This window comes from Cytobacillus sp. (assembly GCF_964223445.1).
Taxonomy (GTDB): Bacteria; Bacillota; Bacilli; order Bacillales; family Cytobacillaceae; genus Cytobacillus.
Genome location: NZ_CAXQGS010000108.1, coordinates 1 through 22839, shown reverse-complemented (window position 1 = coordinate 22839; position 22839 = coordinate 1). Strand labels below are relative to the sequence as shown.

Sequence of the window (22839 nt, the reverse complement as noted above, 5' to 3'; positions counted from 1 at the left end):
GGTAGGTGACTGGAGTTCAGACGTGTGCTCTTCCGATCTGATCATAAGCAGTTTCCTTTCAGAAGGAAAAACGCCTTCTTACAGGAACCGTCTTATGCCTGTCGCCCCTGGGCAGTCGCCTTAACATTTCGGGCAATCCTCCCAAAAGGCAAAGAACGCCTTTCCGGGAGGCTCGTCTTGTGCTTGTCGGGGGTGGGCAAGGCGCTTGCGCTTTTCTGATGGGCATGAAACAAAGGAGGGACAAAATGGCAGAAGCGAAACCATGGCTTAAGCAATATCCGGCAGAAATCCCCTCAACCTTGTCATATCCCAAACAGCCGGTACAGGATTATTTGAAAAATGCTGCAGAAGAATTTCCAGAGAAAATAGCCATCCACTTTATGGGAAAGGAAGTCACATATAAATATATATATGACTCTTCCCTGAAGCTAGCTGCATATTTGCAGAAGCTTGGAATTGAAAAGGGAGACCGCGTGGCGATTATGCTTCCGAATACTCCGCAGTCTGTTATCAGCTATTATGGAATTCTGATGGCTGGCGGGGTTGTTGTCCAGACAAACCCGCTGTATATGGAAAGGGAATTGGAATATCAAATGAAAGACTCAGGAGCAAAAGCAATCATTACAATGGATATCTTATTTCCGAGAGTGAGCAAAGTGATGCCGCAGACAGAATTGAAGCATATAATTGTAACCGCTATCAAAGATGCTCTTCCATTCCCTAAAAATCTAATATATCCTTTTATCCAGAAAAAACAGTATGGCATTGTCGTAAATGTAAAACATGAAGGGCATAACCATTTGCTGACGGAGATTTTAAAAAGGCCGGCGGAACCTCTGAAAATCCATGACTTCGATTTTGAAGAAGACTTGGCATTACTGCAATACACAGGCGGTACAACCGGTTTTCCAAAGGGCGTCATGCTTTCGCACAGCAATCTGGTATCCAATACAGCCATGTGTAAAGCCTGGCTTTATAAGTGCAGGCGCGGCGAAGAAACAGTGCTGGGCATACTTCCTTTCTTTCACGTGTATGGAATGACAACAGTTATGATCTTATCTGTTATGGATGCTCACAAAATGGTCCTCCTTCCGAAATTTGATCCGGAAACGACCCTGAAAACTATTCATAAAGAGAGGCCGACTTTATTCCCTGGTGCCCCAACTATTTATATTGGAATATTGAACCATCCTGATATTAAAAAATATGATTTATCCTCCATAGACTCCTGCATCAGCGGATCTGCTGCCCTGCCCGTTGAAGTCCAGCAGAAATTTGAAGAAATAACAGGGGGAAAGCTTGTCGAGGGCTATGGTTTGACGGAATCTTCACCTGTTACACATGCGAATTTCTTATGGGACCGCCCCCGTGTCAAAGGCAGTATAGGTGTCCCCTGGCCTGATACAGATGCTGCCATTTTTTCACTGGAAACGGGAGAAGGGCTTCCGGCAGGAGAAGTTGGTGAAATTGCAGTTAAAGGTCCTCAGGTAATGAAAGGCTATTGGAACCGCCCGGAAGAAACAGCACAGACCTTAAGGGATGGCTGGCTGCTGACAGGTGACCTTGGCTATATGGATGAGAATGGATACTTCTATGTAGTGGACAGGAAGAAAGATATGATTATTGCAGGGGGATTCAATATTTATCCGCGTGAAATAGAAGAAGTGCTATACGAGCATCCAGCCGTGCAGGAAGTGGTTGCTGCAGGTATACCTGACCCATATCGCGGAGAAACAGTAAAAGCATATATTGTGCTGAAAGAGGGCAAAGAAGCAACGGAAGAAGAACTGAATCTGTTTGCAAGAAAGCATCTTGCAGCATATAAGGTTCCAAGGTTATATGAATTCCGCAAGGAGCTTCCTAAGACAGCTGTTGGAAAAATTCTGAGAAGGGCATTAGTAGATGAAGAAAAAAAGAAATTAAAAGAAGAAGAGGAAAAGCGGGCTTAACTTCAGAGACCGATTTTCGATCGGCTCTTTATTTTTGAGCCAATAAGCTTGTCCAGGCATTTAAGAAATGTAATAATAAATTATATTTCCAGGGATAATTTCTTGACACAAATGAATTGTCCTACTATTATAAAAATATGAATGATTATTCATTCATTTTAGACCGATGTTTAAATTCAAAAAATAAACTAAGTTGATTGGAAAATCCTGGCATAAGGAATGGTATTACTCCATTCCTTATGCTCGATAAAAATCAATACACCTGTTTATTCTGAAAGGAGGGAACAGCTTGAAAAAAACAAAGCCTAAATATCGGCAAATTATTGATGCAGCTGTAGTTGTGATTGCTGAAAATGGCTATCACCAGGCACAGGTATCAAAAATTGCCAAACAGGCTGGTGTCGCTGATGGCACCATATACTTATATTTTAAGAACAAAGAAGATATATTAATATCCCTCTTTCAGGATAAAATGGGCTACTTTGTTGAGAAAATTGAAGAAAAAATTGCAGGAAAAGAGAAAGCTGCAGAGAAACTATTAATGATGGTAGAATCACACTTTAGAATGCTCTCAGAAGACAGGCACCTGGCAATTGTAACCCAGCTCGAATTGAGGCAGTCCAATAAAGACCTTCGCCATAAAATTAATGAGGTGCTCAAAGGATACCTTGCTTTAGTGGAAAGGATTCTTGCTGATGGCAGGGAAAGCGGTGAATTTCCAGCTGACCTTGACATTAGGCTGGCGCGCCAGATGATTTTTGGAACCATGGATGAAACAGTGACCACATGGGTAATGAATGAGCAAAAATATGATCTTATTGCATTGGCGAAGCCTGTTCATAAACTTTTGATCGGCGGGTGCGGAAAACTTTGAGGCAGATAAAGTGCTCCATAAATATAGTCAGGAGGGATAAGATGGAATATCTAAAATGGTCCCATCAGGACTTCGTGGCGACGATTACTATTGAACGTCCGCCTGCGAATGCTCTTTCATCAGGTCTATTGAGAGAGCTTTCAGCTGTCCTGGATGAAGTTGAAGATAATGAAGAAATCAGGGTAATCCTTATTCATGGGGAAGGCAGATTCTTCTCAGCAGGTGCTGATATTAAAGAATTTACAACCATAGAAAGCGGAGAAGATTTTTCAAGCTTGGCGACCTATGGACAGGATCTCTTTGAAAGAATGGAAAAATTCCCTAAGCCAATTATAGCAGCGATTCATGGAGCAGCGTTGGGCGGCGGCCTGGAGCTCGCCATGGGCTGTCATTTCCGTCTCGTAGCTGAAAACGCAAAGCTGGGTCTACCAGAGCTTCAGCTTGGTTTAATTCCTGGTTTTGCCGGAACTCAGCGGCTTCCCCGCTATGTCGGTGCTGCGCGTGCAGCAGAAATGCTTTTTACAAGTGACCCAATTACCGGGCTTGAGGCAGTGCAATATGGCCTGGCTAACCATGCCTATCCTGAGGATCAGCTTTTGGACAACGCTTATAATATGGCAAAGAAGATTGCCAAGAAGAGTCCTGGCTCGATTAAGGCGGCCATTGAGCTCTTAAACTACGGAAAGACAGGGCAATTCTACGAAGGTGTTAAAAAAGAAGCAGAATTGTTTGGAGAAGTATTTGTTTCCGAAGATGGCAAGGAAGGCATCTCTGCGTTTATTGAAAAACGTGAACCAAGCTTTACCGGAAAATAGTGTTTTAAAAGATTTGTGCTGAATGATTACATTCATCCTCATAATCTATTATAATAGTCTTGTATGCGGATGATTTAATCTTCAGAAGATTCCTTGGTTAAGTTATGGTCTGTGAGCGAGCGCCCGCTCAATTTCAAAGGTTGTTTACGTATAGTTTGTTGTTTTTCTATTCTAATTCGCTGAGTTGATTGGAGCGGAAGGGACTTGATCCTCGAAAATGCTGACGCGTTTCCTTCGTGCGGTACCCATTCGAGGAAGCATATTCAATGTCCTGCGGGAGGAGAGGAAAGTGGGAGACCCCATAGGTGAAGCCGAGGAGGCTCGCATTCCTCCCCGAGGAAAGCAAGTGCCTGAAGCGGAAATCAACGGACTGTATTTATAGTAACAATAATAATCTATGAGAAAAGAGATATTTCAAAAAAGAGTGGCGTTCCAAGCAGATTAGCCTTTCTGTATGCATTAAATATTTTCAATCTTTCGAAGTGAAGAAATGTTTTAATTAATGGCTTTGTTTTATGACAATGCTTAATTACTAGGAGGGAAATCATGAACATCTACGTATTAATGAAGAGAACATTTGATACTGAAGAAAAAATTACAATCTCAGGCGGCAAAATCAATGAAGATGGCGCTGAGTTTATCATTAATCCATATGATGAATATGCAATTGAAGAAGCAATCCAGGTTCGTGATGCGAATGGCGGAGAAGTGACAGTTGTTTCTGTGGGAACAGAAGAAGCTGAAAAGCAGCTCCGTACCGCTCTTGCGATGGGTGCCGATAAAGCTGTATTAATAAATACTGAAGATGACCTTGAAGATGGGGACCAGTACACGACTGCAAAAATCTTATCTGAATACTTGAAAGACAAAGATGCTGACTTAGTCATTGCAGGAAATGTAGCAATTGATGGGGGTTCGGGACAGGTTGGACCTCGTGTAGCAGAAATTTTGGGCATTTCTTATGTAACAACTATTACAAAGCTTGATATCAATGGAAGCTCTGCGACAGTAGTGCGCGATGTTGAAGGGGATTCAGAAGTAATTGAGACATCACTTCCATTATTGGTCACTGCCCAGCAGGGTTTAAATGAGCCGCGCTATCCGTCCTTGCCGGGAATTATGAAGGCAAAAAAGAAGCCTCTTGATGAGCTTGAGCTTGACGATCTTGATCTTGATGAGGACGATGTTGAAGCCAAAACAAAAACAATTGAAATCTATTTGCCGCCTAAGAAGGAAGCAGGAAAAGTTCTTGAAGGCGAGCTGGGAGCTCAAGTTAAGGAACTTGTGAAACTTCTTCATACTGAAGCCAAAGTTGTCTGATCATCAATAACTGATAATAATAACGCAGGGGGTAAAACATATGGCTAGAAAAGTATTAGTATTAGGTGAAGTCCGTGACGGTTCATTGCGTAATGTATCCTTCGAAGCTGTTGCAGCTGCTAAAACTGCGTCAGAAGGCGGAGAAGTTGTAGGTGTTTTAATTGGTAATTCTGTAAGCGCTTTAGCTGATGAAATGATTCACTATGGTGCTGACCGTGTTGTAACTGTTGAAGATGAAAAGCTGAAGCAATATACTCCTGACGGCTTTTCACAGGCATTAATGGCTGTGATTGATTCCGAAAGTCCGGAAGGTCTGATTTTTGGACACACAGCATTAGGGAAAGATTTAGCTCCTAAAATTGCTGCCAAGCTGGAGTCAGGTTTAATCTCTGACGTAACGAGCCTGGAGGAGGCAGGCGGCAACCTGGTGTTCACACGCCCGATTTATTCTGGCAAAGCATTTGAAAAGAAAATTGTTACAGATGGCCTTCTCTTTGCGACAATTCGTCCAAACAATATAACTCCATTGGAAAAAGATGAATCAAGATCAGGAGATGCTGCTTCTGTTGCAGCAGAAATCAAAGATCTTCGCACAATCATTAAGGAAGTTGTCCGCAAAGCCAGTGAAGGCGTTGATTTATCCGAAGCTAAGGTTATCATTGCCGGCGGACGCGGTGTTAAGAGCGAGGAAGGCTTTGAACCATTAAAAGAGCTTGCATCTGTTCTTAATGGAGCAGTGGGTGCATCACGCGGAGCATGTGATGCTGATTATTGCGACTACTCGCTGCAAATTGGACAAACCGGTAAGGTTGTAACCCCTGATCTATATATTGCATGCGGTATCTCAGGAGCTATTCAGCATTTAGCTGGGATGTCCAACTCAAAAGTAATCGTAGCCATTAACAAAGATCCGGAAGCCAATATCTTTAAAGTAGCTGATTACGGTATTGTTGGAGATCTATTTGAGGTTGTTCCACTGTTAACAGAAGAATTCAAAAAGCTTAAAGTAAACGCATAAGATAGTATAACTAATGGGCGGCTGATGGCCGCCCATTATACATAGTGCCAATAGTAAAAGAAAGAGAATAATCTGCTCCAAATAGGGTAAATTACGATCGAGCAGATTGTTCGCAACATATAAAAAACGATGATATACTGTCGTTAGTATTTGAGTTGAATTTTAGGAGGCATATCAAATGGCTATTACACACGCAACTGACCAAAACTTTACTGCTGAGACTGGTTCGGGATTAGTACTGGCAGATTTCTGGGCTCCTTGGTGCGGCCCTTGTAAAATGATCGCTCCTGTTTTAGAAGAGCTTGATTCTGAAATGGGCGATAAAGTGAAAATTGTAAAAATCGATGTTGACGAAAACCAGGAAACTGCTGGCAAGTTTGGCGTAATGAGCATTCCGACATTAATCGTTTTAAAAGACGGTGAAGTTGTAGATAAAGTGGTTGGTTTCCAGCCAAAAGAAGCTCTTGCCGAATTACTTTCAAAACATGCTTAACCTATAAAGAATTTCCCGGTGTCCCCAGGAGGACATCGGGATTTTTTTTGTCATATGGGTTTTGTTGTTATGCTGCAGGTTTCCAGGCTGATATAATAAGATGGTAATAATGTGCCAACAGCGTTTTAGAGGCTAAATAATATTGGTTTGCTTCCAGTGCAAACTATGTTTTATTACTAGCTTGCACCCGAAAATGATTATGCCAAATAATGAATGTATTGAACTTCGATAAAAAAATTTTAACCGGGGAGGTGAAGTGCCATGAATGATACGATTAAAAATAAACTGATGCTGCTTCCTGCCCAGCCGGGCTGTTATTTAATGAAAGACAGGCAGGGAACCATTATATATGTGGGAAAAGCAAAAATCCTGAAAAACCGTGTAAGATCCTATTTTACAGGGTCACATGACGGAAAAACATTAAGACTTGTTAATGAGATCGCAGATTTTGAGTACATTGTCACTTCTTCAGATATGGAAGCATTGATCCTTGAGATGAATCTGATCAAGAAATATGATCCAAAATATAATGTAATGCTGAAGGACGATAAAAGTTATCCTTTTATCAAATTGACGGCCGAACGCCATCCCCGTCTGATTACAACCAGAAAAGTAAAGAAAGACAGAGGAAAATACTTCGGACCTTATCCCAATGTGCAGGCTGCCAATGAAACCAAAAAGCTGCTCGACCGAATTTATCCTCTCCGTAAATGTTCAACTCTTCCGGACAGAGTTTGCCTTTATTACCATTTAGGCCAATGTCTTGCGCCATGTGTGAAGGCTGTAAGCGAAGACCAATATAAGCAAATGACAGATGAGATTGCAAAGTTCTTAAATGGCGGATACAAAGAGATTAAAAAAGACCTGACTGCAAAAATGACAGCAGCTGCTGAAGAATTAGACTTTGAAAGGGCGAAGGAGCTTAGAGATAAAATTGCCCATATAGATGCAACGATGGAAAAGCAAAAAATGACAATGACAGACTTTACCGACCGGGATGTATTTGGATACGCGGTTGATAAAGGATGGATGTGTGTTCAGGTATTCTTCATCAGACAGGGGAAACTCATTGAACGGGATGTATCAATGTTCCCTATATATAATGAGCCGGAAGAAGAAATCCTAACTTTTCTCGGCCAGTTTTATACCAAAGCAAACCACTTTAAACCGCGTGAAATATTGGCACCGGATTCGGTTGATGCTGTAATGGCAGAACAGCTTCTGGATGTTAAAGTGCTAAAACCGCAGCGCGGGCAAAAAAAGGACCTGGTGAAGCTTGCTTATAAAAATGCAAAAATTGCTCTCCAGGAAAAGTTTTCTTTAATTGAGCGTGATGAAGAACGGACAATTAAAGCTGTAGAAAATCTGGGGGATCAGCTTGGAATTTATACTCCTCACCGGATAGAAGCATTTGATAATTCGAATATCCAGGGAACTGACCCTGTTTCAGCCATGATCGTCTTTATTGATGGCAAACCAGAGAAAAGAGAGTACCGTAAATACAAAATTAAATCCGTTAAAGGCCCTGATGACTATGAATCCATGAGAGAAGTAGTCCGGCGCAGATATACAAGGGTGCTGAAAGAAGAGCTGCCGCTTCCGGACTTAATTATGATTGATGGGGGAAAAGGGCATGTTGAAGCTGTACGGGATGTGCTTGAAAATGAGCTCGGTCTGGATATTCCGATTTCTGGCCTGGTAAAGGATGAAAAGCACAGGACTTCACAGCTGTTATATGGTAATCCGCTTCAAATTATTCCGCTTGCAAGGAACAGCCAGGAATTTTATCTGCTGCAGAGAATTCAGGACGAGGTTCATCGCTTTGCGATTACTTTTCATCGTCAGCTTCGCGGAAAAAGTGCCTTTCAGTCTATTCTTGATGAAATTTCCGGCATAGGCGAAAAGCGAAAGAAACAGCTGCTGAAAACCTTTGGATCTGTAAAGAAAATGAAAGAGGCACCAATCGAGGAGTTTAGAAAAATGGGCATTCCTGCGAATGTCGCTGAGGAATTAAAACAGAGGCTTGAGGAACAAAGTGGAAATACCAAGTCATAAAATGGATATAGACAGAAAAATTCAGACATGTTATACTAATTGAAACTTTATATCAATATCACTTTATAGCGATAAAGCGTATGTTCATAATAGCTCATTAAGTTTCTGAGCTGTGAACAGAATCGTTAAGTGAAGGTAGAGGTGCGAACTTCATCAGTAAAAGCTTGGAGAAGAATGAGCTTCCATGAAAAGCTTTGAAAGGGTATGTTCGCCGAAGTGGAGAAAATCTCATCATTTTTTCTGCTGGTTCTGCATTGAACAAATGCAGGATTGTCAGGACAGTGCCGTCCTGGAGAGCTATCTCACTGTGTTTGCTCATTTTTATACTTTGGCTGCACAGCAATGGGATAGTAAACTATTCCATTGCTTTTTTTATTGCCCAAAAGGGTAATTTAGAGTTATAGCCATTGTTAAATACAGCAGAGTGAACTGTCATGCTTCACTTACATAGGACGGCAAATCATATTTAAAAGATCTTTAGAAAGAAGGGAAAGCTGTGGGAATCATTGTGCAGAAATTCGGAGGCACCTCCGTGGGGACTGTAGACAGAATTCAAAATGTCGCCAATCGGGTAATTGAAGAAAAGAGTCGGGGAAATGATGTTGTTGTGGTTGTTTCGGCAATGGGGAAAACGACTGATCAGCTGGTTGGCATGGCAAGGGAGATTTCCCCTTCACCTGATAAAAGGGAAATGGACATGCTGCTAACAACCGGCGAACAGGTGACCATCTCTTTATTGGCGATGGCTTTAAATGCGAAAGGGCATCCCTCTGTTTCTTTTACAGGGTGGCAGGCTGGTATTAAGACAGAAGCAGTCCATGGCAATGCGAGGATAGTGAATATTGATCCAGCTACCATTAAGGGTCAATTAAACCAAGGGAAAATTGTGATTGTGGCAGGCTTCCAGGGGATGACTGAAGATGGTTCCATCACTACACTTGGCCGGGGCGGTTCTGATACAACGGCTGTTGCACTGGCTGCAGCACTTAAAGCAGATAAATGTGATATTTATACTGATGTAACCGGGGTATTTACATCTGATCCCCGCTTTATAAAGAATGCGAGAAAATTATATTCTGTTTCCTACGATGAAATGCTTGAACTGGCCAACTTGGGGGCTGGTGTGCTCCATCCAAGAGCAGTCGAATTTGCTAAAAATTATGGACTTCCCCTTGAAGTGCGTTCGAGCCTTGAGAAGGAAGCCGGAACAATCATTGAGGAGGAAGTAAAAATGGAACAAAACTTAGTCGTGCGCGGTGTGGCTTTCGAGGATGATATAACAAGGGTGACGATTCTTGGTCTTCCTAATTCACTGACTGGATTGTCTACTATTTTCTCGGCGCTTGCCAAAAATCACATTAATGTTGATATCATTATACAGAGCATGACAGAAGCTCAGACGACAAACCTTTCATTTTCAATAAAGAATGAAGATCTCACAGATACAGTAAAAGTGCTTGAAAAGCATAGAGAACAATTAAATTATGACCGAATTGAATGGGAATCCGGCCTTGCCAAGGTTTCGATTGTTGGCTCAGGCATGATTTCCAATCCGGGTGTGGCTGCAGAAATGTTTGAAGTGCTTTCCGCAAATGAAATTACGGTGAAAATGGTAAGCACGTCAGAAATTAAAGTCTCGGCTGTTGTTGAAAACAGCAAAATGATTGATGCCGTGGATGCTTTGCATGATGCATTCAAGCTGTCAGTTTCTCCGGTTAAGGCTTAATTCCAGGAATATCAAACAATAAGCTATCAAAATTGATAGCTTATTGTTAGTACATATGATATTACTCAGCAGGATCTTTTTTATCCCACTTCACTGTAATAAGGATTTTGCCAGTTTTTTTACGGGGATGTTCGAATGCCTCACAAATGACTTCTTTTTGAAGTTCAATCTGCTGTGCTATAAAACCGGCCTCAAGCTGAAAGGCGCAGTTTTTGTTCTTTTTGCAGCGGTCTGCAATCAGCTGGCTTGATAATTCCATTTCAATTTCATGTTTCGATTCGTTTGCGATGGAAAGGTTTCCCCAGCCGGCGTTTGTAAAAAACTCGGCAATCTGGCCGGCTGTCTCAAGAGGATACATGCGTGCGATCCTTTTGCCGGCCCAATATAAAATTTCGGGTGCTTCATTTCCCAAAAGGTCATGCAGCAGCACTTCCCGGATTAGTTCATAGCCAAATACCGGAACTGTCTGTATGTGATCTTCATTAGTGGATTTCGCAGATGCTAATTCGCTCAATAGTCTCCCCTCTTTCTATGATTCTATTATATACAATATGCTGAGGGAGTTAATATCAATTCAGGAAAAAATAGAACGATTTGCATAGAAATAATTACTATTTCAGTATACTGGAGACCAGTAACTAGGTCATATTGAACCGCAGAATAAAATATGATTTTTAGCCGTTAATATTTTTTAAAAATTTTATTTATATGGAACATTTTATGTATCCGTTTTCTTGACGCTCTATTATCTTGGGAGTAAAATGGACATGTCACATAATTGTAAGAAAATGAATAACATTTTCGAGATGATGTCCTGAGCGGGGGCTCAGCATCATTTTTTTAAAATCAGGGGGGGAAAGTTTATGGCAGGTAATCGTGAGTTTTTTAATCGCAGATTGCATTCATTACTTGGTGTTATACCGGTTGGTTTGTTTTTGGTGCAGCACCTTGTAGTGAACCATTTTGCAACAGGGGGAGAGGAATCTTTTAATAATGCGGCGCATTTCATGGAAAGTCTTCCATTCAGAATATTCCTTGAAACGTTTGTAATCTATCTACCTTTGCTGTTCCACGCAATCTATGGCCTTTATATTGCTTTTACTGCGAAAAATAACGCAAGCAGGTATGGATACTTCCGTAACTGGATGTTTATGCTGCAGCGTGTTTCAGGTGTCATTACACTGGTTTTTGTTGCATGGCATGTTTGGGAAACACGTGTACAGGCTGCCTTTGGAGCAGAAGTTAACTTTCAGATGATGGAGAACATCTTATCTAATCCATTTATGTTCTGGTTCTATATTATTGGAGTCATTTCTGCAATTTTCCACTTTGCTAATGGGCTTTGGTCATTCTTTGTCAGCTGGGGAATTACAGTATCTCCTCGTTCACAGGTCATTTCCACGTATGTAACGATCGGAATTTTCATTGCACTATCTATTGTTGGTGTACGTGCTCTTACAGCATTTATTTAAAAGACAATAAAAGACTATTAGACTTCGGTTTTATAACGTGCCAATAATATTGCAGTTTTGAGAAGCGGTCTGCTTTAAGCGCGATAGGCAGGCGCTCTGCGCTTTTCTTAGTTGTACTAGTAATTAGGGAGTGAGTCACTATGGGTAAAGGAAAGGTTATAGTTGTCGGCGGCGGATTAGCCGGTTTAATGGCGACAATTAAAGTTGCAGAATCCGGGACTCCGGTTGAATTATTTTCATTAGTGCCGGTTAAACGTTCTCACTCTGTTTGTGCCCAGGGCGGCATCAACGGAGCAGTAAATACAAAGGGGGAAGGCGATTCTCCTTGGATTCATTTTGACGATACTATTTATGGCGGAGACTTCCTGGCGAACCAGCCGCCTGTTAAAGCGATGGCAGAGGCAGCACCAGGAATTATTCACTTATTTGACCGTATGGGTGTTATGTTCAATCGTACACCTGAGGGACTGTTGGATTTCCGCCGCTTTGGCGGAACACAGCATCACCGTACAGCATTCGCTGGTGCTACAACAGGTCAGCAGCTTCTTTACGCGATGGACGAGCAGGTCCGCCGCCATGAAGTGGCAGGGTTAGTAACAAAGTACGAAGGCTGGGAATTCCTAGGGGTGGTAATCGACGATGATGGATCATGTAAAGGCGTCGTTGCTCAGAACCTGACTTCTATGGAGATCAAGTCTTTTGCTGCTGACGCCGTTATTATGGCATCCGGCGGACCGGGAATTATCTTCGGGAAATCGACTAACTCTGTTATTAACACAGGCTCAGCGGCCTCGATTGTTTATCAGCAGGGTGCTTATTATGCAAATGGAGAATTTATTCAAATTCACCCAACCGCTATTCCGGGAGACGATAAGCTTCGTCTAATGAGTGAATCTGCTCGCGGTGAAGGCGGACGAGTCTGGACATATAAAGATGGAAAACCATGGTATTTCCTTGAGGAGAAATATCCTGCTTATGGAAATCTGGTGCCTCGTGATATTGCAACCCGTGAAATTTTTGACGTGTGTGTTAACCAGAAGCTTGGCATTAATGGGGAAAACATGGTCTATCTTGATCTTTCCCATAAAGATCCTAAAGAGCTTGATATTAAGCTTGGCGGAATTATTGAAATCTATGAAAAATTCCAGGGTGAAGACCCTCGTAAAGTGCCAATGAAAATCTTCCCTGCTGTCCACTATTCAATGGGCGGACTATGGGTTGACTATGATCAGATGACAAATATCCCTGGCTTATTTGCTGCAGGTGAATGTGATTATTCACAGCACGGTGCCAACCGTTTGGGTGCAAACTCCCTTCTATCAGCCATCTACGGTGGTATGGTAGCAGGTCCTAATGCTGTCAAATATATCAGCGGCCTGGATAAGACTGCTGAAGATCTGCCATCATCATTATTTGAGCGCCATGTAAAACAGGAAGAAGAAAAATGGAATAATATCATGTCTCTTGATGGCACAGAGAATGCATACGTTCTTCATAAAGAGCTTGGTGAATGGATGACAGACAATGTAACGGTTGTCCGCCACAATGACAGGCTTCTAAAAACAGATGAAAAAATTGTTGAACTTATGGAGCGCTATAAAAACATCAATATTAACGACACTGCGAAGTGGAGCAATCAGGGTGCAAGCTTTACGCGCCAGCTGCAGAATATGCTTCAATTGGCACGTGTTATTACAATTGGTGCTTACAACCGTAACGAAAGCCGCGGTGCACACTATAAGCCGGATTTCCCTGAGCGTAACGATGAGGAATTCATGAAAACAACAATGGCGAAGTTTGTTGATGCAAATTCCGCTCCTGCATTCCATTACGAAGACATTGATGTCAGCTTAATAAAACCGCGTAAGCGTGACTATTCCAAAAAGAAAGGGGAGAATTAATCCATGCAAGAAACAAAAACTAAAACAGTCCGTTTTGTAATCAGCCGCCAGGATACTCCTGATTCAGCCCCTTTTCAGGAAGAGTTTGAAATAGATTACCGTCCCAATATGAATGTTATTTCTGCTCTTATGGAAATTCGCCGTAATCCGGTCAACGTGAAGGGTGAACATACCACTCCAATCGCATGGGATATGAACTGCCTGGAAGAAGTCTGCGGTGCATGTTCAATGATTATTAATGGAAAGCCACGTCAGTCCTGTACGGCGCTTGTCGATCAGCTGGAACAGCCAATCCGTCTTGAGCCTATGCGCACGTTCCCGGTAGTCCGTGACCTGCAGGTCGACAGAAGCCGTATGTTTGACTCCTTGAAAAAGGTTAAAGCGTGGATTCCGATCGATGGCACTTATGATTTGGGACCAGGACCGCGTATGCCTGAGAGAAAGCGCCAATGGGCATATGAACTGTCAAAGTGCATGACATGCGGTGTTTGTCTGGAAGCATGCCCGAATGTAAACAGCAAATCTGATTTTATCGGGCCAGCTCCATTATCACAGGTTCGTTTGTTTAATGCTCACCCAACTGGTGAAATGAATAAAGCAGAACGCCTGGAGCAAATCATGGGTGATGGGGGACTAGCCAACTGCGGAAACTCTCAAAACTGCGTACAGTCCTGCCCGAAAGGCATTCCTTTAACAACATCCATTGCGGCACTTAACCGCGATACAACATTCCAGTCTTTCAAAAACTTCTTTGGAAGCGACCAGATCTAAACTTCTTAAACCCCCTTTCCTTTTTGGAGAGGGGTTTTTGCATTCAAAGCTGAATGGTTTTGGTGTTCAAATAATTCAAAAAACACTATAATGAAATATAACAGAGTGAGCGCTCATTCATAAATAGCCGGGAGGAACTGCCATGAAAAAATTGAGCTATATTGACAATTTTAAAAAATGGGAAGAAGAATTCATTTTCTTTCATCCAGTAAAAGTCAGATTTTCTGAAACAGATATGTTTGGACATTTGAACAATACCGTTCCATTCACATATTATGAAGAAGCAAGGATAGAATTTTTCAAAAGCAAAGGCTTTATGCAGGACTGGGTAAAACAAGATAATGAAACCATACCAGTCGTAGCAGACCTCCAATGCGATTTTATCTGCCAGGTTTTCTTTGATGAAGAGTTACAAATTTATGTAAAAGCTGCTTCGATAGGTAATTCTTCTGTTGACCTTCATTATATGGGCAAGAAATCAGACGGTTCAGTTTGCTTCACCGGCAGGGGCACGATGGTGCAGATATCAAAGGTGACAGGCAAGGGTGTGCCTTGGACCGCAGAAATGAAAGAAATGCTGAAAAGCGGGGTTAAAGTACGGGCCTAGCGGCACAATGGCACATTTTTGAAAATAACTTTCTCCTTTCACTAAATATAGTCACTTCGGCTGTTTTGCTGACATATGATATGGTGACTAAATATATACCCATCCCGCGGTTCATAGCTGGCGAAAGGCAAGGAGGGTTACAATACTTGAAGGAGAATGAATATACTCACAAGCCGTTACTCACCAAACGAGAAAGAGAAGTATTCGAATTGTTAGTACAAGATAAAACAACAAGGGAAATCGCTGGTGAATTGTTTATAAGTGAAAAAACGGTTCGGAACCACATTTCCAATGCCATGCAAAAGCTTGGTGTAAAGGGGCGATCACAAGCTGTTGTAGAGCTCCTTCGAATGGGAGAGCTAGAACTTTAATTTAGACCGGCTATCCTTCTGGGAAGCCGGTTATCACATTTATAAAGGGATTTTTTCATTAATTGGTTTTATTTCTGTCTTGAAATTTATACGGAAAAAGGTGAAAATAAATGCACAAGGGCAGAAAACGTCGTAAAAGCTTAAATGGGAGTGTTTAAGAATGAAGCTTGAAGATCCTAAAACAAATGAAATAAATGATGTTGTAGCTGAAATTGAGAAAGACTTAAGATACATATCCGGCATTATCAAGCAGAAGGGAAGGGAAATTCTAAGTGATTTCACCATTACCCCTCCCCAGTTTGTTGCATTGCAATGGCTTTTTGAAGAAGGCGATATGACCATCGGTGAACTGTCAAACAAAATGTATCTTGCATGCAGCACGACAACAGATCTTGTTGATCGAATGGAGAAAAACACCCTTGTGAAAAGGGTTAAAGATCCAAATGACCGAAGAGTGGTCAGAATCCACCTCCTTGAAGAAGGAGAACGGATTATTGAAGAAGTTATAAAAAAACGCCAGGATTATTTAAAAGAAGTTCTTAAAAATTCTTCACATAATGAGGTCTTGTTCTTAAAAGATAACTTAACGAAATTACACCATGATATGCGAGGAGAATGAGGCGGTACTTGTGAAACAACCTATAGGAATTATTGACTCCGGAGTTGGAGGCTTAACAGTCGCAAAAGAAATTATGCGGCAGCTGCCAAATGAAGATATTGTTTACCTTGGAGATACAGCCCGATGCCCATATGGCCCCCGGCCTGGTGACGAGGTAAAATCTTTTACCTGGCAAATGACGAAATACTTGCTTGGCAGAAATATTAAAATGCTTATCATTGCCTGTAATACTGCCACTGCCGTAGCCCTGGAAGAAATTCGCAGAGAGCTAACGATACCGGTTATCGGTGTCATTTTCCCTGGGGCCAGAACAGCTATAAAAGTAACGAAAAATCATAAGATTGGTGTCATTGGCACAGACGGCACAGTCAAAAGCAAGGCATATGAAAATGCGCTGATTCAGTTAAACAGGAGATCTGATGTTCATAGTCTGGCATGCCCTAAGTTCGTTCCTCTTGTAGAGAGCGGAGAGTATGAAGGCTCTGTTGCCAAAAAAATCGTGGCTGAGACTCTTCAGTCTATTAAAGGAAAAGGAATGGATACACTCATTCTCGGATGTACCCATTATCCTTTATTAGAACCAATTATTAAAAATGTAATGGGAAAAGGCGTAAATGTCATCAGTTCCGGTGAAGAAACAGCAAGGGAAGCAAGTACCATTCTGCATCACTATGGAATGCTTAAAGCTGTTGCAGAGAACCCTGAATATAAATTCTGCACAACGGGCTCACCGGCCATTTTTTCTAAAATTGCTTCAAAGTGGCTGGGATTTCCTGTAAATACTGCAGAAAAAATATCGCTTTAACACATGCAGACACCTTCTGAACTTTTTCAGAAGGTGTTTTTAAAGCTAATCATAACATCTTGAACGCGGATAACTGTCTAGCTCCACAAGGAATGCTTCGACAGCTTTATCATCGCACGACTAAAAGCGCTAGCTTTTATGAGGAGCGCCTACCCCCTCGAGGTGAGGCCCCCAGGATGGGGGTTATGCAGACGTTGCCACAGGACGTGGCGTTCTTAATCTGCGTTCCTTCGTGGGCAAGGCGCTTCCGCTTTTCTTTTAGGATTACATTTTAAAAAAGCTTTGGTATCATGAGAATGAAAGACAAAATATATTAGTTGAGTTGGTGATCAATTTGCTCGCACAAGCCGAAAACTATCTGAAAAAATATTTTGGATATATCTCTTTCCGCCCTGGTCAACAGGAGATTATTCAAAATATCCTTTCTCAAACCAATACTCTTGGCATTCTCCCAACTGGAGGCGGAAAGTCAATCTGCTTCCAAATACCCGCTCTTGTACTCCCCGGAACGGCCATTGTGATTTCTCCCTTAATTTCCCTGATGAAAGATCAAGTAGATGCTCTTAGTCTTGCCGGCATCCCGGCTGCTTTTATCAACAGCACGCTGTCTTCTGCTGAGTATCAGCATGTTGTAGCGGGAATACGCAAAGGTGAATATAAGCTCGTGTATGTGGCGCCGGAACGATTTGGTTCCATGGCCTTTTTGGATTTATTAAACGATATTTCAATTAGTGCTATCGTCTTTGATGAGGCGCACTGCATCTCCCAATGGGGGCATGACTTTAGACCAAGTTATCGTTCGGTTGTCGCTGAGCTTAACAGCCTGAACCAGAAACCTGTAATCGCTGCTTTGACAGCAACAGCAACAAGGGATGTTGCAAATGATATTCGCAGGCTTTTAAACATAGGAGAGGAACATACGTTTATTACCGGTTTTGCAAGGGAGAATTTATCTTTCCACGTTTTGAAAGGTGTTAACAAAAGGGACTTTATATTGCAGACCATTAAGAAACATAAAAACGAAGCGGGAATAATATACACTTCAAGCCGCAAGGAAACGGACCAGCTGTACCAATTTTTAAAAGGCAAGAATTTGTCTGCTGCCAAATATCATGCAGGCCTAAAGGAAGAAGAACGAAAAGAAGCACAGGATACCTTTGTATACGATGAATCAGACATTATGATTGCAACGAATGCTTTTGGAATGGGGATAGATAAATCCAATGTCAGATATGTCATCCACTATAATCTTCCGCGGAACATTGAAGCCTATTATCAGGAAGCGGGAAGGGCCGGCAGAGATGGCGTTGATAGCACCTGCTACCTGCTGTTTGCCCCTCAGGATATCCAGCTGCAGAAGTTTTTGATAGAGGAGAGCAGTCTGAATCAACAAAAAATGGAGCAGGAATACAGCAAGCTTAAGGATATGGTTAATTACTGCCATACAGAAAAATGCCTTCAGTCCTATATCATTGAATATTTTGATGAGAATGCCGATCCTATTCAATGCGTCAAATGCAGCAGCTGTCTGGATAAACGGACAAGCATGGATATTACACAGGAAGCTTTAATGATATTCTCATGCATCAAGCGGATGGGAGAAAGATTTGGGATTACTTTGACAGCCCAGGTTTTGAAAGGATCGAATATTAAGAGAATCCGCGAAATGAATTTTCATAAACTTTCAACATTCGGATTGCTGAAAAACCGCAAAGAAAAAGAGATTGGTGATATGATAAATTATCTGCTCGCTGAGGACTATCTGGCTTTAACAGATGGAAAATATCCGACTGTAAAGCTGTCGGCCAGTGCAGTTCCCGTGTTGAAGGGGCAGAAAAGATTATTTATGAAAATAAGCGAGCCGGTGCGTATTCAGGAAACAGAGGAAAACAATGAGCTCTTCGAGATGCTGAGAAAACTTAGGAAAAAAATTGCAGATGAAGAAAATGTCCCTCCTTTCGTAGTATTTGCTGATGCAGCATTAAAAGAAATGAGCCGCTATTTTCCCGTCAGCAAGGACATGATGTTAAATATTAAAGGCGTAGGGCAAATGAAGTTTGAAAAGTATGGAGAAGACTTTATCCAGGCTATCAGAGAATTTGCCGAAGAACATAATATTTCGCCTAAGCCGGCTGCAGAAGCGCCATCAAAATCAGAGGAACCCATAGATGATCGTCCAAGCTACCAGATTTCCTTTGACTATTACAAGGATGGAGATTCAATAAGGGAAATAGCCAAAAAGCGAAATTTCTCACCGATAACAATTCAAGAGCATATATTTCGCTCTATCAGAGAAGGCAATGTAATTGACTGGTCAGATATTTTCAATGAAACTGAAGAAAAGCTCGTTTTACAGGCTGCTGAAAAGGCTGGTAGAGACAAACTTAAACCAATCAAAGAAGAACTTCCGGAGGAGATAGATTATTTTAAAATCAAAGCTGTCCTGATAAAAGATGAACTGCTGAAACAAATATGACAGAGAAGCTCCTTATGGGGGCTTCTTTTTTTATGAAAGATAAGAGAATTTTGAACGTCGATAAGCAGCCTACCCCCTCGAGGTGTCGGGGGTGGGCAAGGCGCTTGCGCTTTTCCTTCGGTTTGTCCAAATTTGTCAAAAATCTATTAACACTTTTATCCTAAAAGACGGTCTAAATTTCAGATAGGCTCGTATACATGTAGTACAAACTGTCTCAGGGGGGATTATGTATGTCTTTAAATAAAAAAACGTCTTTAGTGTCAGCTGTGCTGGTATCATCTGTTCTATTATCAGGCTGCGGATTGTTTGGAAGCCAGGGGAAGGAAAAGGTCGATCCGCCAAAAGCAGTATCATATACCGATGAAGGCGAGAGTGTTGCAGAAGAAACAGCTGGAAAAGAAACAGCCGAAAATGAAGAGGGTGTTACGGCAAATCTTAAAACAGAGCTTTACTTGATTGATAAGAATGGGTATGTCGTTCCCCAGACAATTGATCTTCCAAAAACTAATTCAGTTGCTACACAGGCGTTAGAGTACCTGGTAGAAAACGGTCCTGTTACAGAGCTTCTTCCAAATGATTTCCGAGCAGTCCTTCCGGCTGATACAAAAGTTTCTGTAAATATTAAAGATAAAGTTGCAACCGTCGATTTTTCAAAAGAATTTCAGGAATATGCTAAGGAAGATGAAAAGAAAATTCTCCAATCAGTTACCTGGACACTTACACAATTTGATTCCATTGATAAAGTTAAGCTGACATTAAACGGACATGAATTAAAAGAGATGCCTGTGAATGGCACTCCGGTCAGTTCTGCGTTAAGCAGAGCCAATGGAATAAACATGGATACAACGGAAGTAGTAGATATCACGAATACGAAGCCGGTGACCGTTTATTATCTGGGCGGGGATGAAGAAAACTATTATTACGTGCCTGTTACCAAGCGTGTAAGCAATGATATGGACAATAAAGTTGAAGCGGTTGTATCCGAACTGATAAAAGGGCCGAACTATGCATCCAATCTGGTGACAGACTTCCTTCCGGATGTAGAACTGCTTGAAGCTCCAAAAGTTGAAGAAGGAAAAGTCACATTAAACTTCAATGAGAATGTTTTCAGCAGCTTCGAAGAGAAAATGATTTCCAAGCACTTGCTGACTGCACTTGTCCTTTCACTGACAGAACAAAAGGGCATCGAAAGCGTTGCTGTCACTGTTGATGGCAAAGCAGAGATTGTCAATGAGGATGGCCAAAAACTGTCTGAGCCTGTAACCCGTCCTGAAAATGTGAATACAGGAAGTTTTTAATAGGGCAGATTTTGTTATACTATATAGTAACAGGAAAAAGAGGTTGGCATTTACTGCCGCCTCTTCTTTGTTGGTGAAATGAAGCTATGCCAATGTACCTGGACAAAAACATACTTAGGGCGATGCTCTGGTTAAATAATTTTTTTGCATATGGAAAAGAAGGGGGAATCAGCTTATGCGTGCAGATGGACGTGAACCGAAGCAGCTTAGGCCTATACATATTGAAACAGATTACTTAAAGCATCCTGAGGGCTCTGTCCTTATAACTGTGGGAGACACGAAGGTGATTTGCACAGCAAGTATCGATGAAAGGGTCCCTCCTTTTATGAGGGGACAGGGGAAAGGCTGGATAACAGCTGAATATTCCATGCTTCCAAGAGCAACGGAACAGAGAAATATCAGGGAATCAGCAAAAGGGAAAATCTCAGGGAGAACAATGGAAATCCAGCGTCTGATCGGCCGTGCTCTCCGTGCAGTGGTGGATCTTGATGCACTTGGCGAAAGAACGGTTTGGCTTGATTGCGATGTAATCCAGGCGGATGGAGGGACTCGGACAGCATCCATTACAGGAGCCTTTGTCGCTATGTCACAGGCGATGGATAAATTATACAGCAGCAAAAAGCTTACTCACTATCCAATAAATGATTTCCTTGCTGCCACAAGCGTGGGAATTCTTAAAAACAAGCAGGCTGCAGTGGATTTGAATTATCTTGAAGACTCTTCAGCGGAAGTAGATATGAATGTCGTTATGACTGGAAGCGGTGAGTTTGTGGAGCTTCAGGGAACGGGAGAAGAAGCGACTTTTTCTTATACCCAGCTGCAGGAAATGCTGGGTGCTGCGCAGGAAGGGATATCAGAGCTGTTTGAGTTTCAAAAGGCTGCGCTTGGAGAAAAAATCTCAGAAAGCATTCAAAGCAAAAGAGAAAAGCTGGAGGGGAGGTCATAGCATGCAGGAAGTCATTATCGCTACTAAAAATGCAGGCAAAGCCAGAGAGTTTGAACGGATGTTCAAGCCTCTTGGGTATGAAGTTAAAACGCTGCTGGATTATCCTGATTTTCAGGATGTAGAGGAAACAGGAAGCACGTTTGAAGAGAATGCCATTCTGAAAGCGGAAGCCGTTTCAGAAGCTTTTGGAAGAATGGTAATTGCCGATGATTCAGGATTGATCATTGATGCGCTTGGAGGAAAGCCAGGCATTTATTCCGCCCGCTATGCAGGAGAAGAAAAAAACGACCAGAAAAACATGGAAAAGGTTCTCGATGAGCTCAAAAACATTCCGGATCATAAGCGGCAGGCTCGGTTCTATTGCGCTCTTGCAGTCGCTGCACCCGGAAAAACAACTATAACAGCTGCAGGAACTTGTGAAGGCCATATCTTAAGAGAAGAAAGAGGGACTAATGGATTTGGCTATGATCCTATTTTCTTTGCAGAAGAAAAAGACAAAGCAATGGCTGAATTAATGCCGGAGGAAAAAAGCCTGATCAGCCATAGGGCAAATGCTCTCAAAAAGCTGGAGGAGCTGCTTCCTTCTTTCGTAGCCGGAGCTGAGAACACATGAGGGTTCTGATTGTCAGTGATAGCCATGGGTTAACCTCTGAACTCAGCAAAATCCGCGAAATGCATCCGGATATGGATCTGATGATTCATTGCGGAGATTCTGAGCTTCAGGCAGATCATGAAGCATTGGAAGGCTACGCTGCTGTAAGAGGAAATTGCGACTTTGAGGCAGCATTCCCGGAGGATAGAATAGAAGAAGCAGGGGGGCTCCGCCTTTTCGTCACACACGGACACAGATATTCCGTTAAGTCTACCTTAATGAATCTGTCATACAAGGCACGTGAAATGGAAGCAGATATTGTATGTTTTGGCCATTCACATGGTCTGGGAGCTGAAATGTCTAATGGGATATTATTTATTAACCCTGGGAGCATCCGGCTGCCAAGAGGAAGAAATGAAAAGACATATGTCATACTGGAAGCCAGGGAGAAAAATGTTACATTGGATGTGTATGACCTGTCTAATGGGAAAATTCCTGATCTGACACAAAATTTTTCACTGGTAAAAAGCGAGTAATTTGAATATAATAACTGAGGGAAGCCAGTCTTCCCTCATTAATAAAAAATATCTTACCAAAGTGTTGACTTCTTAACATTTGTCTAATATAATAAATCTTGTCGTTAAGTTAATTAATCTCAACCAAGTAAAAAATTTTCAATACGTCCCAGTAGCTCAGCTGGATAGAGCAACGGCCTTCTAAGCCGTCGGTCG

The 22839-nt window shown here is 42.0% G+C and carries 21 protein-coding genes and 1 riboswitch; of the genes, 20 read left to right on the top strand and 1 reads right to left on the bottom strand.

The window, feature by feature from the left end; all coding sequences use genetic code 11:
• Positions 1-245: 245 nt before the first annotated feature.
• From ACEQ1T_RS19205 to ACEQ1T_RS19170, 8 genes are all read left to right on the top strand, one after another.
• Positions 246-1949, top strand: coding sequence for a long-chain-fatty-acid--CoA ligase (locus ACEQ1T_RS19205; RefSeq protein WP_206839030.1), 1704 nt, complete (start codon positions 246-248; stop codon positions 1947-1949).
• A gap of 289 nt (positions 1950-2238) precedes the next feature.
• The gene (locus ACEQ1T_RS19200) at positions 2239-2823 is read left to right on the top strand and encodes a TetR/AcrR family transcriptional regulator (RefSeq protein WP_206839029.1); all 585 of its coding nucleotides are present in this window, start codon (positions 2239-2241) and stop codon (positions 2821-2823) included.
• 41 nt (positions 2824-2864) lie between these two features.
• Positions 2865-3638, top strand: a complete 774-nt coding sequence (locus tag ACEQ1T_RS19195) for an enoyl-CoA hydratase (protein ID WP_206839028.1) — start codon at positions 2865-2867, stop codon at positions 3636-3638.
• Positions 3639-4184: 546 nt separating this feature from the next.
• A complete protein-coding gene (locus tag ACEQ1T_RS19190; protein ID WP_370224293.1) occupies positions 4185-4958 on the top strand; it encodes an electron transfer flavoprotein subunit beta in 774 nt (257 codons plus the stop codon).
• Positions 4959-4998: 40 nt separating this feature from the next.
• A complete protein-coding gene (locus ACEQ1T_RS19185) occupies positions 4999-5976 on the top strand; it encodes an electron transfer flavoprotein subunit alpha/FixB family protein (RefSeq protein WP_206839025.1) in 978 nt (325 codons plus the stop codon).
• A 178-nt stretch (positions 5977-6154) separates the two neighbouring features.
• Complete coding sequence (gene trxA / locus ACEQ1T_RS19180; protein WP_206839024.1) at positions 6155-6469, top strand: thioredoxin; 315 nt, start codon at positions 6155-6157, stop codon at positions 6467-6469.
• Positions 6470-6730: 261 nt separating this feature from the next.
• A complete protein-coding gene (uvrC, locus tag ACEQ1T_RS19175) occupies positions 6731-8524 on the top strand; it encodes an excinuclease ABC subunit UvrC (RefSeq protein WP_370224290.1) in 1794 nt (597 codons plus the stop codon).
• 128 nt (positions 8525-8652) lie between these two features.
• Positions 8653-8832: riboswitch (Lysine riboswitch) on the top strand.
• 188 nt (positions 8833-9020) lie between these two features.
• Positions 9021-10250: an aspartate kinase gene (locus ACEQ1T_RS19170; protein WP_206839022.1), complete on the top strand. Its 1230-nt coding sequence runs from the start codon at positions 9021-9023 to the stop codon at positions 10248-10250.
• Positions 10251-10311: 61 nt separating this feature from the next.
• Here the strand turns inward: ACEQ1T_RS19170 and ACEQ1T_RS19165 are convergent, their stop codons facing one another.
• Positions 10312-10764, bottom strand: a complete 453-nt coding sequence (locus ACEQ1T_RS19165; RefSeq protein ID WP_370224288.1) for a YslB family protein — start codon at positions 10762-10764, stop codon at positions 10312-10314.
• Positions 10765-11113: 349 nt separating this feature from the next.
• Between ACEQ1T_RS19165 and ACEQ1T_RS19160 the strand changes: the two genes are divergently transcribed.
• The 12 genes from ACEQ1T_RS19160 (at position 11114) to ACEQ1T_RS19105 (ending at position 22644) form a co-directional block, all read left to right on the top strand.
• The gene (locus ACEQ1T_RS19160) at positions 11114-11722 is read left to right on the top strand and encodes a succinate dehydrogenase cytochrome b558 subunit (RefSeq protein ID WP_206839020.1); all 609 of its coding nucleotides are present in this window, start codon (positions 11114-11116) and stop codon (positions 11720-11722) included.
• 140 nt (positions 11723-11862) lie between these two features.
• Positions 11863-13623, top strand: coding sequence for a succinate dehydrogenase flavoprotein subunit (gene sdhA / locus ACEQ1T_RS19155; protein ID WP_206839018.1), 1761 nt, complete (start codon positions 11863-11865; stop codon positions 13621-13623).
• A gap of 3 nt (positions 13624-13626) precedes the next feature.
• Positions 13627-14394, top strand: a complete 768-nt coding sequence (gene sdhB / locus ACEQ1T_RS19150) for a succinate dehydrogenase iron-sulfur subunit (RefSeq protein ID WP_206839017.1) — start codon at positions 13627-13629, stop codon at positions 14392-14394.
• A gap of 142 nt (positions 14395-14536) precedes the next feature.
• Positions 14537-15001, top strand: coding sequence for a thioesterase family protein (locus tag ACEQ1T_RS19145; RefSeq protein ID WP_206839015.1), 465 nt, complete (start codon positions 14537-14539; stop codon positions 14999-15001).
• Positions 15002-15147: 146 nt separating this feature from the next.
• Positions 15148-15372, top strand: coding sequence for a response regulator transcription factor (locus ACEQ1T_RS19140; protein WP_009333184.1), 225 nt, complete (start codon positions 15148-15150; stop codon positions 15370-15372).
• Between the two features lie 160 nt (positions 15373-15532).
• Positions 15533-15991, top strand: a complete 459-nt coding sequence (locus ACEQ1T_RS19135) for a MarR family winged helix-turn-helix transcriptional regulator (RefSeq protein ID WP_206839014.1) — start codon at positions 15533-15535, stop codon at positions 15989-15991.
• Positions 15992-16001: 10 nt separating this feature from the next.
• The gene (gene racE / locus ACEQ1T_RS19130; protein ID WP_370224287.1) at positions 16002-16796 is read left to right on the top strand and encodes a glutamate racemase; all 795 of its coding nucleotides are present in this window, start codon (positions 16002-16004) and stop codon (positions 16794-16796) included.
• Between the two features lie 334 nt (positions 16797-17130).
• Positions 17131-19272, top strand: a complete 2142-nt coding sequence (recQ, locus tag ACEQ1T_RS19125) for a DNA helicase RecQ (protein WP_370224286.1) — start codon at positions 17131-17133, stop codon at positions 19270-19272.
• A gap of 230 nt (positions 19273-19502) precedes the next feature.
• Entirely contained in the window at positions 19503-20570 is a 1068-nt protein-coding gene (locus ACEQ1T_RS19120; protein WP_206839011.1) for a GerMN domain-containing protein, read from the top strand.
• A 175-nt stretch (positions 20571-20745) separates the two neighbouring features.
• The gene (rph, locus tag ACEQ1T_RS19115) at positions 20746-21516 is read left to right on the top strand and encodes a ribonuclease PH (RefSeq protein ID WP_370224284.1); all 771 of its coding nucleotides are present in this window, start codon (positions 20746-20748) and stop codon (positions 21514-21516) included.
• Position 21517: 1 nt separating this feature from the next.
• Positions 21518-22129, top strand: a complete 612-nt coding sequence (locus ACEQ1T_RS19110) for an XTP/dITP diphosphatase (protein WP_370224282.1) — start codon at positions 21518-21520, stop codon at positions 22127-22129.
• Positions 22126-22644, top strand: a complete 519-nt coding sequence (locus tag ACEQ1T_RS19105) for a metallophosphoesterase (protein ID WP_370224281.1) — start codon at positions 22126-22128, stop codon at positions 22642-22644. Before ACEQ1T_RS19110 ends, ACEQ1T_RS19105 begins: the two co-directional genes overlap by 4 nt.
• Positions 22645-22839: the final 195 nt, after the last annotated feature.

Bases quoted from the DNA above. Each gene is read 5' to 3' on its own strand.
- ACEQ1T_RS19185 (WP_206839025.1), top strand. From the start codon at position 4,999: ATGGCTAGAAAAGTATTAGTATTAGGTGAAGTCCGTGACGGTTCATTG.
- sdhB (WP_206839017.1), top strand. From the start codon at position 13,627: ATGCAAGAAACAAAAACTAAAACAGTCCGTTTTGTAATCAGCCGCCAG.
- ACEQ1T_RS19120 (WP_206839011.1), top strand. From the start codon at position 19,503: ATGTCTTTAAATAAAAAAACGTCTTTAGTGTCAGCTGTGCTGGTATCA.
- ACEQ1T_RS19110 (WP_370224282.1), top strand. From the start codon at position 21,518: ATGCAGGAAGTCATTATCGCTACTAAAAATGCAGGCAAAGCCAGAGAG.
- ACEQ1T_RS19205 (WP_206839030.1), top strand. From the start codon at position 246: ATGGCAGAAGCGAAACCATGGCTTAAGCAATATCCGGCAGAAATCCCC.
- trxA (WP_206839024.1), top strand. From the start codon at position 6,155: ATGGCTATTACACACGCAACTGACCAAAACTTTACTGCTGAGACTGGT.
- ACEQ1T_RS19135 (WP_206839014.1), top strand. From the start codon at position 15,533: ATGAAGCTTGAAGATCCTAAAACAAATGAAATAAATGATGTTGTAGCT.
- ACEQ1T_RS19190 (WP_370224293.1), top strand. From the start codon at position 4,185: ATGAACATCTACGTATTAATGAAGAGAACATTTGATACTGAAGAAAAA.
- ACEQ1T_RS19195 (WP_206839028.1), top strand. From the start codon at position 2,865: ATGGAATATCTAAAATGGTCCCATCAGGACTTCGTGGCGACGATTACT.
- ACEQ1T_RS19105 (WP_370224281.1), top strand. From the start codon at position 22,126: ATGAGGGTTCTGATTGTCAGTGATAGCCATGGGTTAACCTCTGAACTC.
- rph (WP_370224284.1), top strand. From the start codon at position 20,746: ATGCGTGCAGATGGACGTGAACCGAAGCAGCTTAGGCCTATACATATT.
- uvrC (WP_370224290.1), top strand. From the start codon at position 6,731: ATGAATGATACGATTAAAAATAAACTGATGCTGCTTCCTGCCCAGCCG.
- ACEQ1T_RS19145 (WP_206839015.1), top strand. From the start codon at position 14,537: ATGAAAAAATTGAGCTATATTGACAATTTTAAAAAATGGGAAGAAGAA.
- ACEQ1T_RS19160 (WP_206839020.1), top strand. From the start codon at position 11,114: ATGGCAGGTAATCGTGAGTTTTTTAATCGCAGATTGCATTCATTACTT.
- sdhA (WP_206839018.1), top strand. From the start codon at position 11,863: ATGGGTAAAGGAAAGGTTATAGTTGTCGGCGGCGGATTAGCCGGTTTA.